This is a genomic window from Microbacterium sp. K2 (assembly GCF_051365005.1).
In the GTDB taxonomy this organism is placed as follows: Bacteria; Actinomycetota; Actinomycetes; order Actinomycetales; family Microbacteriaceae; genus Microbacterium; species Microbacterium foliorum_B.
Genome location: NZ_JBLWII010000004.1, coordinates 1 through 12,012 on the forward strand (window position 1 = coordinate 1; position 12,012 = coordinate 12,012).

A 12,012-nucleotide genomic window follows, 5' to 3' on the forward strand; every position below is an offset into this window, starting at 1 on the left:
GGCTGCGGATATGAAGGCCGCGACCCCGAATCCGCCCGCCGCGAAGATCACGACGCGCACGCGAGCGCGGTCGCGCCGGGCCGCCAGCAGCGCCCCGGCGAGCGACCCGATCGCGAGCACCGAGCTCAGCACGCCGTAGCCGTCGGCCCCGGCCCCGAATTCGAGCGCCATGGTCGAGGCGAAGATCGGGAAGTTCATGCCGAACGCGCCGATCAGGAACACCGTCACGAACACGACTCGTAGATCGCTGCGACCCCACACGTAGCGGAAGCCCTCGGCGAGGCCTCCAGGCCGAGGGTTCTTCGGGCGCGGCGCGAGCTGGCCCGTGCGCAACAGCAGCAGCGCGACCAGCATCGCCAGGAACGTCACGGCGTTCGCGATGAAGACCCACCCCGAGCCGATCGCGACGATCAGCAGGCCGCCGACGGCCGGGCCGATCATGCGGGCGAGGTTGAAGGATGCCGAGTTGAGCGCGACCGCGTTCGATGTGTCGCCGGCCGAGACCATGTCGGAGACGAAGGCCTGCCGCGCGGGGGCGTCGAAGGCGTTCACGACACCGAACGCGGCGGCGAAGCAGAACATCATCGGCAGGGTCATCACGCCGTTGAGCAGCAGGACGCCGACGGCGATCGCGAGCAGCAGCAGGGCGCTCTGGGTGGCGAGCAGGATGCGGCGGCGTTCGAAGCGGTCGGCGACCCATCCGGTCAGGCTCACGAGCACGAGCGGCGGACCGAACTGCAGCGCCATGGTGAACCCCATGGCGGCGGCGTCGTTGTCGGTGAGCTCGGTGAGCACGACCCAGTCCTGCGCCGTCGCCTGCATCCATCCGCCGATGTTCGAGACCAGGGCCCCGGCGAACCAGATGCGGTAGTTGATGTTCGAGAACGAACGGAACATCGCGCTCATCGGTCGACCACCTTCCGCATCAGGGCGCTCGCTTCTCGCAGCGTCGTCAGCTCGTCCTCCGTGAAGTCCAGTTCACCGAGCATGTCGGCGAGCAGCTCGTCCCGACGGCGGATCGTCTGGGCGACGATCTCGGTGCCCGCCTCGGTGATGTCGACCTGCACGCGACGGCGGTCTTCGGCATCCGGAGTGCGAAGCACGAAACCCTGCTCCTCTAGCCCGTTGATCATGCTCGTCATCGACGGCGCCGTGACCCGCTCGCGCTCGGCGAGCGCGGTGATCGTGCGGCGCCCGTGCATGCGCAGCGTCGCGAGCACCGCGAGCTGCGCGTCGCTCATCGCGTCGACGGCACGGGCCGAGCGGAGGCGCCGTGCGAGTCGGAACGTCGCCATGCGCAGGTCTGTCGCGGTGAGTTGGAGGGATTCATCGGTCGCAGACATTACTTAGACAGTCTAAGTAATTTGATGGACGATGGGAAGCGCGCGTCGGATCGGCCGCCGCCGACAGGCCAGAATGGACGCATGACCCGACCCGTTGCTCTCGAGATCGCCGTGCAGGACCCCACCGGAGTGCGGATCGCCGGAGCGGTCGGCGCCGCGCGCGTCGAACTCGCCCAGGCTCTCGCTCTCGGCGGCCTCACTCCGTCGCCGGCGACGCTCGACCTGTCGATCGATGCGGCACGTGCCGTCGGAGTCGAGGTGCACGTGCTCGTCCGGCCCAGAGCCGGCGGTTTCCGTTACTCTGCCGACGAGACCGCGATCGCCGAGAGCGACGTCCGCCGTGCGATCGAAGCGGGCGCCGACGGTGTCGTGATCGGTGCTCTCAACGATGAGGGGCTGCTCGACATCCCCGCCATGCGGCGACTGCGCGACGCCGCCGACGGAGCATCCGTCACCCTGCACCGAGCTATAGACGTGACCCCAGACCCCGTCGCGACGCTCGTCGCCGCCCGGGACCTCGGGCTCCGCCGGGTGCTGACCTCGGGTGGCGCCTCGGTCGCGATCGACGGCATCGACACGCTGCGCGCGCTCGTCGCCGAGGCCGCCGGCGAGATCGAGATCATGGCGGGCAGCGGAGTGGATGCCGCCAGCGCCCCCGCCCTCGTCGCGGCCGGTGTCGACGCGCTGCACTTCTCCGCGAAGCGCACAGTGCTCGAAGACGGCGGCGTGCGCATGGGGTCGGCCTCGGACGGCGTCGGCGGATACGAGGTCACCGACCTCGAGATCGCCCAGGGCGTCGTCGCCGCGCTGTTGAGCTGACGCGCTTCGCCCAGTCGCCCTGACGTATGTCTCGCACTCTCAGTAGGGTGGGGGCGTGACCGATACGCGCGAATTCACGGATGCCGACGGCATCGCCATCGTCTACGACGTGCACCCCGCGGTGGGTGATGCGCGAGGAGTCGTGCAGCTGCTGCACGGAGTGGGCGAGCACGCCGGCCGCTACGGCGCGCTGATCGAGGCGCTGACCGGGGCGGGGTTCTTCGTCTACGCAGACGATCATCGAGGGCACGGTCGCACCGGCATCCGTCAGCACGGCGGACCCGAGAAGCTCGGCCGCCTCGGCAAGGGCGGACTGCGCGCGGCGCAGGCCGCGGTCTGGCAGCTCACCGGCATCATCAAGGATGAGCACCCCGACCTGCCGCTCGTGCTGCTCGGGCACTCGTGGGGCTCGTTCCTCGCGCAGATGCTCGTGAACGACCACCCCGAGGCGTGGGACGCCGTGATCCTCTCGGGGTCGGCTCTGCGCACACCAGGCTCGCTCAACGCCGCGCCGCTCAACGCCCGCTGGGCGGCCGACGACGCCACCGGCCTCGAATGGCTGAGTCGCGACCCCGCCGTGTGGACCTCGTTCGACGAGGATCCGCTCACCACGGACCAGCCGCTTCTCAAGCTGTTCGGACCCGTCGAAGCGGCCAAGCTCTATGGCCGCCCCCGCAAGGACCTCGGCCGCGACATCCCGCTGCTGCTGCTCGTCGGCCGTGACGACCCGGTCGGCGGACCCCGCAGCGTGCACAAGCTCGCCGACGAGTACCGCACTCGGTCGGGACTCACCGACATCACGACGCTGGTCTACCCCGATGCGCGTCACGAGATCTTCAACGAGCTGCAGCAGGACGAGGTGCGGGCCGACATCCTCTCCTGGCTCGACACCCGCATCCCCCCGCGCTGAGCCGCCCTGCGCGTCGCGCGTCGGCGTGTTACGCCCCGTGAACCCGCGTTACAGCGGGTGAATCCGCGTGACGTCATGTCGGCACGCCCGTCACTCCTCCGCATAGATTCGCGGCGAGAGGGAGGTGCGGGGTGGGTTTCGAAGACGAGTGGCGTGCATGGCACGAGTCGCGAGAGCGCTATGCCGGCGCGGAGTACGGCCCCGCCGCGCTCGAGTCGACGAACTGGCTCATCACCGAACCCGCAGCCGTCGAGGGAGTCCCAGGACTCTGGGCACTCACGGGAGACGGGGGGATCCGCGGCAGCGATCTCGGCACCGCCGGGTCGGTCGTCACGCTGAGGGGCCGTGACACGCTGCGGCTCGGCCGCCGTGAGCTGCGCGTGTTCGACAGGCGCGGCGATGTCGCGCTGCGGGTGTTCAACCCGAGGCGGCCGGAGCGGGAGCGGTTCAGCGCGATCGACGCGTATCCGCCTCGCAAGGGATGGCGCATCGACGCGGAGTTCGAGCCGACGCCGGGTGAGACGATCACCGTGACCTCGGTCGACGGCCGCTCGCACGAGTCGGACCTCGCCGGACGGCTGCGGTTCAGGCTCGACGGTGTCGCGGTGGCGCTCGCCGCGACGCGCACACCCCAGGGCGGCCTGAGCGCGGTCTTCGCCGACGGCACCAACGGCACCGAGACCTATCGCTTCCGCTTCCTGCCCGTCGAAGAACCGGCATCCGACGGCTCTGTGATCATCGACTTCAATCGCGCCTATCTGCCTCCGTGCGCCTTCTCCGACCAGTACGTCTGCCCCCAGCCGCCGCCGGGCAACCGCTTCTCGGCGCCGATCCGTGCGGGTGAGCGGGCGGTCGTGCTCGGTCGCTGAATCCGCGCCGCACCGCGCCTGTGCGACGGCCTCGCCTTAAGCTGTAAGCGTGCACGGTGAATTCAAGGTTCCAGGAGGAAAGCTCGTCGTCGTCGACCTCGAGGTCGAAGACGGCAGGATCGCCCGATTCCGGCTCGCCGGCGACTTCTTCCTCGAACCCGACACGGCACTCGACGACATCAACCAGGCTGTCACCGGACTGCCGGTCGAGACGGATGCCACGGCCATCGCCGTAGCAGTACGCGGCGCTCTGCCCGAGGGTGCACAGCTACTCGGATTCACTCCCGAAGCCGTCGGCACCGCCGTGCGTCGCGCACTCGTCACGGCGCCGGGGTGGAACGACTTCGACTGGGAGATCGTGCACGAGAAGGCGGTCTCGCCGCGCATGAACCTCGCGCTCGACGAGGTGCTCACCTCGCGGGTCGGTGAGGGGCGGCGCCGCCCGACCCTGCGCATCTGGGAGTGGGACCAGTCGGCCGTCGTCATCGGATCGTTCCAGTCGTACCGCAACGAGGTCGACCCCGAGGGAGCTGCCCGCCACGGCTTCGACGTCGTGCGCCGCATCTCGGGCGGTGGGGCGATGCTCATGGCCGCGGGGCAGATCATCACGTACTCGCTCTACGTGCCGGCGTCGCTCGTGCAGGGCATGACCTTCGCCGACTCCTACGCCTTTCTCGACGACTGGGTGCTGCAGGCGCTGCGCTCGCTCGGCATCGACGCGATCTACCAGCCGCTCAACGACATCGCCAGCTCGTCGGGCAAGATCGGCGGAGCCGCGCAGAAGCGCCTCGCCAACGGGGGAGTGCTGCACCATGCGACCCTCTCGTATGACATCGACGGCCAGATGATGACCGAGGTGCTGCGCATCGGGCGCGAGAAGCTCAGCGACAAGGGCACCACCTCGGCGGCGAAGCGGGTCGATCCGCTGCGCAGCCAGACCGGACTCGCGCGCGCCGAGATCATCGAGCGCTTCAAGGACACGTTCCGCTCGCTCACGTCGGCGGAGGACGGAGCGATCAGTGCCGACGAGTACGCGGATGCCGAGGCGCTGGTCGAGTCGAAGTTCGCCACGGACACGTGGCTGCATCGGGTTCCGTGACCGACCCCTCGCATGACCCGGAGTCTGTCGCTCCCGTCGTCCGTGGTGACGTCTCGATCATCCAGGGCGACAACCTCGCGGTCACGGCGACGCTGCCGTCGGCATCCTTCACGCTCGTCTACCTCGATCCGCCGTTCAACACGGGGCGGACGCAGGAGCGGCAGGTGGTCACTGCCCGCCGCACGTTCACAACTCAGCACGATCCGGACGCTGACGGTGTCGAGGCCCCGGAATCCCGCGGGTCGGATGCCGCAGCCGACCCGATCCTGCTGACTACCGAACCGGCGCCCGCGGGGGCCGAGGTGCGGCACGGATTCCACGGTCATGCGTACGAGCGGGTGCGCGGCATGCTGCGTACCTACGACGACCGGTTCGACGACTACGGCGCCTTCCTGATGCCGCGGCTCGAGGAGGCCTGGCGGTTGCTCGCCGACGACGGCACCCTCTATCTGCACCTCGACTACCGCGAGGCGCACTACGCCAAGGTCATGCTCGACGCGGTGTTCGGCCGCGACTGCTTCCTCAACGAGCTCATCTGGGCCTACGACTACGGCGCGAAGTCCCGCCGCCGCTGGCCCACCAAGCACGACACGATCCTCGTGTACGTCAAGAACCCGCGTGAGTACGTGTTCAACGCCGACGACATCGACCGTGAGCCCTACATGGCGCCGGGTCTCGTCACACCCGAGAAGGCCGCCCGAGGCAAGCTGCCCACCGACGTGTGGTGGCACACGATCGTGCCTACGACCGGCCGCGAGAAGACCGGATACCCCACGCAGAAGCCCGAAGGCATCCTGCGGCGCATCGTGCGAGCATCCAGCCGCCCGGGCGACCGTGTGCTCGACCTCTTCGCCGGCAGCGGCACGACCGGGGCCGTGGCCTCGGCTCTCGGGCGCGACGCCGTGCTCGTCGACGACAACCCCGAGGCGGTGCGCGTCATGACCGAGCGGATGCCGCACGCAGTGGTCTCGCGCGTCGGGGAGTAGGACGGCTTCTTTCGACGCCCCCGCGAATGTCGGATGCTCTGACTACCCTCGCGGTATGACCAGTTATACTCCTCCCATGAAGACGGCGATCTCAGTACCCGACGGCGACTTCGCTCGTTTCGAACGCGTGGCTGCGCGACACGGCATGAACCGGTCGGAGTTCTTCCAGCTCGCGGGGCGACGGCTGGCCGATGAGTTGGAAGGCTCTTCGGACCTGACCCGTATCGCGAACCAGATCTTGGCTCAGGCCGATACCGATGCAGACGATGAGTTGTTCGTGCGTGGCAACGAGCAGCGGTTGCGCGAGAGCACCGACTGGTGATCCGCAGAGGCGACATCGTCTGGGTCGACTTCGGGATTCCGCGAGGCTCGGAACCGGCGAAAGTGCGCCCGTCCGTCGTGGTGCAAGAGGACTGGCTGCTGGACACCAACATCAGTTCCGTCCTCGTCGTGCCGCTGACCTCGAACACCGCTCTCGAGGGGTTTCCCGGCAACGTGCTGGTGCCGGCCGCAGCGTCAGGGCTCGATCGTGACTCGGTGGCGAACGTCAGCCAGATCGGCCCGGTCTCACGTGAGTTCGTCGACACCTACCCTGCCGGCCACCTCGCGCCCTATCTGATGGCGCAGATCGGGACCGGCATCCGTCTCGTCTTGGGAGTCTGAGGCCCGCGCTCGTCCACCACGCTCGCCGAGGGGGTCAGTGCGCTCCGTGCTGGTTCGTGTGCGCGTGGCAGCGCGCGAGCAGGTCGGCGCGGCGTCTGATGGCGGCCTGGGCGCTCTCGGTGACGCTGCGTCCCACGCTGCTCGCGGTTGTCACGTCGAGGTCAGGGCGGGCGAACAGGACGTCGTAGAACGGAGCGAGAGTCTCGTCGGAGAACTTGAGCGTGCGACTCAGCGTCTGCAGTGGCGTGCCCCACCGACTGCCGCTGTCGGCGTTGATATCCGCGCCTTCGTCGAGCAGGCGCGCGAGCAGAGGCGCTTCGGTGCTGAAATCGTGTGCCGTTGCGCTCAGCACTACATGCAACGCATTCACATGACTCGCGGTCGCGGCGCTGGCATCAGCACCGTCGTCGAGCAGCCGCGTGGCGATCGCGACCCGGCTGGCGGGATCGCCGTTGCGCAGCGCTCGCATCAGCAGCGTCGATCCGTCCTCGTCCGCCCACGTCGCAAGCGACGGGTCGTAGTCGGCGAGGAACTCGGCCTCGCTCTTGAGAGCAGAGAAGTAGACGAGGGGGTAGGCCATGACCTCGACACTAAGCGACGGGCGTGATCGGTGACGGAAACGTTCGGGACAGGGAGCGGCGGAGGGGCCACATCCCGGGCGCTGTCCTTCGGCGGGCGAGAGTCTCGTCGTGAGAGTGTGAGAGCCATGATCGAGTACGTCGAGGTGCAGACCGCCGCGGGGCGGGTCCGGGGGCGGTGGCGCCCGACAACGGGAGGGCGAGGGGCTCCGCGATCCGCGGCCTTTCTCGGCATCCCGTTCGCTGAGGCGCCGATCGGTGACCTGCGCTTCCAGGCGCCCGTGCCGAAGGCACCCTGGGACGGCGTGCTCGACGCGCTCGAGTTCGCGGCGACCGCGCAGCGCGGAGATCCCGGTGTGACGCTGATCCCCGAGCCGAGCGTCGAGGGCGACTCGACGCTGAACGTCAACGTCTTCACGCCCGACCCCGCGGCATCCGCTCTGCCCGTGCTCGTCTGGATCCATGGCGGCGGATACTTCGCCGGCTCCCCGGCCAGCCCCTGGTACGACGGCCGCAACTTCAACCGCGACGGCGTGGTCACCGTGTCGATCTCATACCGGCTCGGCTTCGACGGGTTCGGCTGGATCGAGGATGCCCCGTCGAACCGCGGTGTGCGCGACTGGCTGCTGGCACTCGAGTGGGTGCAGCAGAACATCGCCGCGTTCGGGGGAGACCCCGGTCGCGTGACCATCGCCGGGCAGTCCGCTGGTGGTGGAGCGGTGCTCACCCTGCTCGGGATGGAGAAGGCGCAGCACCTGTTTCACGGTGTCTATGCGATCTCTGGTGCTCTCGGCGATGTGGCGGCATCTCGGGCCGAGAAGTTCGGGCGGGCGCTCGCCACGGCGGCAGGAGTGGCTCCGACCGTGGCTGGTCTGTCGACCGTGAGCGAGAATCGTCTGCTCGCTCTGCAGAAGAAGGCGACGCAGCTCGGACCCTCGTCGATGACCGCGATGATCGATGAGGGCCTGCCGCTCGGGCCGGTCGTCGACGGAGATCTGCTGCCGCGGTCGACCCGTGAGTCGCTGCGTGCCGGTGTCGGTGCCGACAAGCCGCTCGTGATCGGCGCCGCGGACGACGAGTTCACGATGGCGTTCGAGGGCGCCGCGGGGAAAGCCCTGCGCTGGGTGCCGCAGGGCGTGCTCCTGAGCAGGCTCGGGCTGCGGGGGAGCATCCGCGCGGAGTACCTCGCCGCGAACGCCGACGTCGCGCGTCTCGGCAAGGCTCGTCTCGCAGGGCGCGTGGTCACCGACCGGATGTTCCGCGCCTCGGTTCCCCGCATCGCGGCCGATCGTGGTGACGCGCCCACCTGGCTCTACCGGTTCTCGTGGCCGTCCGGGCACTTCGGCTTCGCCGAGCACTGCCTCGATGTGCCGTTCTTCTTCGACTGCCTCGATGGTCCGTCGATGGAGGCGCTGGCCGGCCCGAATCCGCCGCAGGAACTCGCCGTCGAGGTGCACGGCGCTGCCGTCACGTTCGTCACCACGGGTGATCCAGGGTGGACGAGGCATGAGGGGGAAGCCGGGATCGTGCGGGTCTACGACCAGCCCACCCGCGAAGTCGTGGATGCGTACGCGTCGGTGCGGGCGCTGCTCTGAGAGGCATCTCGACTAGGTAGACTGGTCTACCCAGTGGAAGGATGACCATGACGTTGTCGGAGGACGCCACAGCGCGGACGCGGTTGCTGCACGCAGCCGCTCGCCTGTTCTATGCCGACGGAATCGCCGCCACGGGAATCAACGCGATCACCGCCGCAGCGGGCGTGGCGCGGATGAGTCTCTACAACAACTTCTCGTCGAAGGACGAGCTGATGCTCGCCTACATCGAGGCACGCCACCAGGAGTGGCTGGGTCTGTACGCGCACCGGGTCGGCGATTCGCCGGACCCGAAGGCAGCCGTCTTGGCCGTCTTCGACGCCTACATCGATCACGCCGATCTCGGCTACGAGCACGGTTTCCGCGGCTGCGGGCTCCTCAACGCCGCAGCCGAACTCCCTGTGAACTCGCCCGGGCGGGACTCGGTGCGACGCCACAAAGAACAGGTGGAGCAGATCCTCGTCGCTCAACTGAGCCGTGTGACCACACCTGACGATGCGGCGGGTCTGGCTGAGCACTGCTCCTTCCTCCTCGAAGGCGCGATGGCGCGCGCTGGGCTTGAAGGTACGTCCCGCAGGCTGGAACAGGCGAAGCAGCTCGCCGCGGGGCTGATCGCCGACCTATGAACAGTGGGCGTCTCGCAGGGCTCGCAGCCATCACGGTCACCTCGCTCCTGTGGGGTACGACCGGTACCGCGGCGACGTTCGCGACCGATGTCGGCCCCCTCGCGATCGGGGCGGCAACACTGGGCATCGGAGGCCTCCTGCAAGCCGCGATCGCCGTACCCGCGCTCCGGTCGAGTCGGGAGGCGCTCCTGCTCCAGAAGCGCACCGTCATCGTCGGGGCGATCGCGGTCGCGATCTACCCCCTCGCTTTCTACAGCTCCATGCACACCGCCGGCGTCGCCGTGGGGTCCGTCGTGTCTCTCGCATCGGCCCCACTCGCCTCCGGCGTGCTGGAGCGATTCGTCGACAAACGACCTCTGAGCCGTTGGTGGATGCTGGCGGCCGCCCTGGGAGTGCTGGGCAGCACACTCCTCTGTGTCTCCAAGATCGACGGGCAAGCCGGCTCCACCACGCACACGTTCCTCGGCATCGCCCTCGGGCTTGTCGCCGGCGCCACCTACGCCACATACTCTTGGGCATCGCACCGCCTGATCTCCGACGGCATCGGCCGGGCCGCATCCATGGGCGCCGTCTTCGGCGGCGGCGGCCTTCTCCTCATGCCGGTTCTCGCCCTCACCGGTGCCCCGCTGCTGACCTCGCCGGGCAACGTCGCCGTCGCCGCCTATATGGCTCTCGTGCCCATGTTCCTGGGATACCTGCTGTTCGGATACGGCCTCACGAAGGTGCCGGCCAGCACCGCCACCACCGTCACACTCACCGAACCTGCGATCGCCACTGTTCTCGCCGTCCTCATCGTCGGCGAACGCCTCTCCGCGCTCGGCTGGACAGGACTCATCGTCATCGCAGCGGTACTGCTCATCCTCACCCTCGCACCGACCAACAGCGCACGCGCTTCCGAAGCCACGCTGGCAGCGGTTAGCGGTAGACGGGAGGCGGCGTAGCCAGCACTGCGATCATCATCCCCAGCACGAGCACCATGCTCAGTCCCACACGTACTCGATGACCGTGAGGCCCGGGCCCGCCAAGCTACTGCGCAGCGCTACTCTCTTGCGTATGCGGCGTCGTTCTCTTGCGGTATCCAGTGCGGTCATGATCGTCACTGCTCTGGCAGGTTGCGCGCCCGCCGCTGACGTCTCCGAAGGCAGCGGAAACGAACAGGCGTCGACTCCCGTCGAGTCGCCCGAACCTGCCGCGCCGGCCGACGTCGATGCGGCAGCGCTGGCTCAGGCTCAGGCGTGGCTTGAAGCGGTGAACCTCCCGCCGGGAGCAGGTCGGACAGAAAGCTCGACCGTCAGCTTCAACTCGTACACCGCGTGGCCGTGGGGACCTTACGAGGAGATGGAAGGGCACTGGGTAGTCCCTGGCATGACTGCGGTCGACGCGGCCAACTGGCTGATCGAGAACCCCCCAGCGGACCTCGTGACGACTCGCGTCGGTCCGCTCAGCGAAGACGATCCAACGACCATGGGGTACCTCCCCCGCCCCGGGGCGCAAGAAGGAATCGTCTACACCGTCGTGAACACGGAGGATGGCGCCGCGGTCCGGGCCGAAGTCGCCGCGCAGACCGATACCGCAACCTGCCCACCGCTTCCCGACGGTGGATCCTACGGAGCTCCAGGCGAGGGGTAGCGCATAGTCACGATCGTTTCGGCGCGGCTCACGCGAGGCAGCGGAAGGCCGCTGGGACCGCTATCCGCAGCCGACGCCGACGTCACAGTCGCCGCGAACTGCAGCGCACGCCGGTGCCGTGGTGCCGCGAGGGAGCGCTCATCCCGACGCTGTTCCTCTGTTGCTGACATCCGAGCCCTAGCCCACCGACATCGGTTCGGTGGTGAGCTCCACTGATCCGAAGGGGAAGGGGTAGAAGAACGTCCCTGTTCCGTCCCAGTCGGTGATCGGGATCATCGCGAACCAGATCTGGCTGATCACGACGGACGCGACCGCAAGAATCGCGATCGCGGCGGCAGCCCTGTCGAGGTATCGGATGGCTGAGGGGATGTCTGCCGCACGGCGGAGCACCATGGTGATTGCCGCAAAAGCAATCGCGGCGATCGCGATGAAGACCAACGGACTGGGGTGGAGTGAGAGACTCACGCATAGTGGTGCGGTGTCGGTCACATTCCCGGCGGCGTCCGTGAAACTGCCGTCAGCGGTGACGCCTCCTGGGCAGTATCCCTTGTTGCTCGTCATGAATATGGAGTAACCCGCGGCGGCGGCGAGACAGACCACGAGCAGACGCCGAACGCGAGCGATGATCTCGACTCCGGGCAGAGAGGATGCTTGCAGTGGTGGATCCGACCTCGAAGTCTGAGACACGATGACACTCCTCACGCTGTGCACACGACACTATCGACGGTGTGAGTGAGGATCCACCCGAGACCGCAGAGACCTCACGCCTCCGGGACTTGATAGGTTCCGCCGGGAATCGCGATCAGAGAGCTCTAGTTCCCGATGCTGTGACGGCACCGCTCAGAAGCAACGCATTGCTTGCGAGACAGGCTGAGAGCGACGCGTGTGCAGAAGGATC

15 protein-coding genes are annotated in these 12,012 nt (G+C 68.2%); 11 read left to right on the forward strand and 4 right to left on the reverse strand.

Going from position 1 to position 12,012, the window contains the following annotated elements; all coding sequences use genetic code 11:
- Both ACLKOY_RS13555 and ACLKOY_RS13560 read right to left on the reverse strand, forming a co-directional pair.
- The coding region (locus tag ACLKOY_RS13555; protein ID WP_436454219.1) for an MFS transporter at positions 1-897 on the reverse strand (897 nt) is incomplete at its 3' end.
- A gap of 5 nt (positions 898-902) precedes the next feature.
- Entirely contained in the window at positions 903-1,343 is a 441-nt protein-coding gene (locus tag ACLKOY_RS13560; protein ID WP_436454135.1) for a MarR family winged helix-turn-helix transcriptional regulator, read from the reverse strand.
- 81 nt (positions 1,344-1,424) lie between these two features.
- On the opposite strand from ACLKOY_RS13560, the gene ACLKOY_RS13565 reads away from it, so the two are divergent.
- From ACLKOY_RS13565 to ACLKOY_RS13595, 7 genes are all read left to right on the forward strand, one after another.
- Positions 1,425-2,162, forward strand: coding sequence for a copper homeostasis protein CutC (locus tag ACLKOY_RS13565; RefSeq protein ID WP_436454136.1), 738 nt, complete (start codon positions 1,425-1,427; stop codon positions 2,160-2,162).
- Positions 2,163-2,217: 55 nt separating this feature from the next.
- Positions 2,218-3,072, forward strand: coding sequence for an alpha/beta fold hydrolase (locus ACLKOY_RS13570; RefSeq protein WP_436454137.1), 855 nt, complete (start codon positions 2,218-2,220; stop codon positions 3,070-3,072).
- 131 nt (positions 3,073-3,203) lie between these two features.
- Positions 3,204-3,941, forward strand: coding sequence for a DUF1684 domain-containing protein (locus ACLKOY_RS13575; protein ID WP_436454138.1), 738 nt, complete (start codon positions 3,204-3,206; stop codon positions 3,939-3,941).
- 49 nt (positions 3,942-3,990) lie between these two features.
- Positions 3,991-5,040 (forward strand): lipoyl protein ligase domain-containing protein, encoded by a 1,050-nt coding sequence (locus ACLKOY_RS13580; RefSeq protein WP_436454139.1) that lies wholly within the window; start codon positions 3,991-3,993, stop codon positions 5,038-5,040.
- Positions 5,037-6,026, forward strand: coding sequence for a DNA-methyltransferase (locus ACLKOY_RS13585; protein ID WP_436454140.1), 990 nt, complete (start codon positions 5,037-5,039; stop codon positions 6,024-6,026). The genes ACLKOY_RS13580 and ACLKOY_RS13585 overlap by 4 nt, the downstream gene beginning before the upstream one ends.
- A gap of 76 nt (positions 6,027-6,102) precedes the next feature.
- Positions 6,103-6,348, forward strand: coding sequence for a hypothetical protein (locus tag ACLKOY_RS13590; RefSeq protein ID WP_042537868.1), 246 nt, complete (start codon positions 6,103-6,105; stop codon positions 6,346-6,348).
- The gene (locus tag ACLKOY_RS13595) at positions 6,345-6,689 is read left to right on the forward strand and encodes a type II toxin-antitoxin system PemK/MazF family toxin (protein ID WP_436454141.1); all 345 of its coding nucleotides are present in this window, start codon (positions 6,345-6,347) and stop codon (positions 6,687-6,689) included. The genes ACLKOY_RS13590 and ACLKOY_RS13595 overlap by 4 nt, the downstream gene beginning before the upstream one ends.
- Before the next feature lie 34 nt (positions 6,690-6,723).
- On the opposite strand, the gene ACLKOY_RS13600 is transcribed toward ACLKOY_RS13595, so the two are convergent.
- Positions 6,724-7,269, reverse strand: coding sequence for a hypothetical protein (locus tag ACLKOY_RS13600; protein WP_436454142.1), 546 nt, complete (start codon positions 7,267-7,269; stop codon positions 6,724-6,726).
- A gap of 126 nt (positions 7,270-7,395) precedes the next feature.
- Between ACLKOY_RS13600 and ACLKOY_RS13605 the strand changes: the two genes are divergently transcribed.
- From ACLKOY_RS13605 to ACLKOY_RS13620, 4 genes are all read left to right on the forward strand, one after another.
- Positions 7,396-8,862: a carboxylesterase/lipase family protein gene (locus ACLKOY_RS13605; protein ID WP_436454143.1), complete on the forward strand. Its 1,467-nt coding sequence runs from the start codon at positions 7,396-7,398 to the stop codon at positions 8,860-8,862.
- A 47-nt stretch (positions 8,863-8,909) separates the two neighbouring features.
- Positions 8,910-9,485 (forward strand): TetR/AcrR family transcriptional regulator, encoded by a 576-nt coding sequence (locus ACLKOY_RS13610; RefSeq protein WP_436454144.1) that lies wholly within the window; start codon positions 8,910-8,912, stop codon positions 9,483-9,485.
- Complete coding sequence (locus ACLKOY_RS13615; RefSeq protein ID WP_436454145.1) at positions 9,482-10,426, forward strand: DMT family transporter; 945 nt, start codon at positions 9,482-9,484, stop codon at positions 10,424-10,426. The genes ACLKOY_RS13610 and ACLKOY_RS13615 overlap by 4 nt, the downstream gene beginning before the upstream one ends.
- A 148-nt stretch (positions 10,427-10,574) precedes the next feature.
- Entirely contained in the window at positions 10,575-11,114 is a 540-nt protein-coding gene (locus tag ACLKOY_RS13620) for a hypothetical protein (protein ID WP_436454146.1), read from the forward strand.
- 177 nt (positions 11,115-11,291) lie between these two features.
- Here ACLKOY_RS13620 and ACLKOY_RS13625 read toward each other — a convergent pair whose 3' ends face one another.
- Positions 11,292-11,675, reverse strand: a complete 384-nt coding sequence (locus ACLKOY_RS13625; RefSeq protein ID WP_436454147.1) for a hypothetical protein — start codon at positions 11,673-11,675, stop codon at positions 11,292-11,294.
- Between the last annotated feature and the right edge of the window lie 337 nt (positions 11,676-12,012).

Excerpts from the sequence above, each read along its gene's own strand:
- ACLKOY_RS13565 (WP_436454136.1), top strand. The coding sequence starts at position 1,425 with ATGACCCGACCCGTTGCTCTCGAGATCGCCGTGCAGGACCCCACCGGA.
- ACLKOY_RS13590 (WP_042537868.1), top strand. The coding sequence starts at position 6,103 with ATGAAGACGGCGATCTCAGTACCCGACGGCGACTTCGCTCGTTTCGAA.
- ACLKOY_RS13625 (WP_436454147.1), bottom strand. The coding sequence starts at position 11,675 with ATGACGAGCAACAAGGGATACTGCCCAGGAGGCGTCACCGCTGACGGC.
- ACLKOY_RS13600 (WP_436454142.1), bottom strand. The coding sequence starts at position 7,269 with ATGGCCTACCCCCTCGTCTACTTCTCTGCTCTCAAGAGCGAGGCCGAG.
- ACLKOY_RS13610 (WP_436454144.1), top strand. The coding sequence starts at position 8,910 with ATGACGTTGTCGGAGGACGCCACAGCGCGGACGCGGTTGCTGCACGCA.
- ACLKOY_RS13615 (WP_436454145.1), top strand. The coding sequence starts at position 9,482 with ATGAACAGTGGGCGTCTCGCAGGGCTCGCAGCCATCACGGTCACCTCG.
- ACLKOY_RS13560 (WP_436454135.1), bottom strand. The coding sequence starts at position 1,343 with ATGTCTGCGACCGATGAATCCCTCCAACTCACCGCGACAGACCTGCGC.
- ACLKOY_RS13620 (WP_436454146.1), top strand. The coding sequence starts at position 10,575 with ATGATCGTCACTGCTCTGGCAGGTTGCGCGCCCGCCGCTGACGTCTCC.
- ACLKOY_RS13605 (WP_436454143.1), top strand. The coding sequence starts at position 7,396 with ATGATCGAGTACGTCGAGGTGCAGACCGCCGCGGGGCGGGTCCGGGGG.